Genomic DNA, 521 nt, shown 5'->3' on the forward strand with positions numbered 1-521 from the left:
TTCTTCGATCTCGTCGGCAGTGCCACGTATTGACGTACACTTCCGTTTGATATTCTGGAAGCTTTTGAGATTTCGTTCCGCGGAATCGATCTCTTCGCGGATCGCGCTGGAGTCGAACTCATCACCGGTCATAGCTTGCTGTTCCAACACTCTCATTCGAGCCCACTTGTAGCCGATATTGAGGAGTTCGTGAGCCATCGCTTCATCCTCGCCATCGCTGAGAGCAATGACCAGTTGATTCTGATTATATTCGTTGAACCAGCCAACGTGGTTTGGAACATTGTCTATACTTCGGGCCACGAACAACCCATATGAGGCACCTCGATTTTCGATGGCCTCCTCCATTTCCTCCTCGATTTTGGGCTGAGAATAGTAGGAGTCCTTGGCTTCAACGGAGATCTTTGTTGGTGTACCGTTGAGATCAATCACAAAGTCTCCCTTTTTACTTTCCCCAAGAAGACCCGACTTTTCGCCGGTCTGCTCTATCTTATCGCCTGTTGTGGATGCGATTCGAGCAAGCA

1 pseudogene is annotated in these 521 nt (G+C 49.1%); it reads right to left on the minus strand.

The features are described from left to right. Positions 1-521: pseudogene (locus tag DVK07_RS23060) on the minus strand (hypothetical protein); the annotation flags it as partial.

It is taken from the genome of Halorubrum sp. Atlit-26R, assembly GCF_003666015.1.
GTDB lineage: Archaea > Halobacteriota > Halobacteria > Halobacteriales > Haloferacaceae > Halorubrum.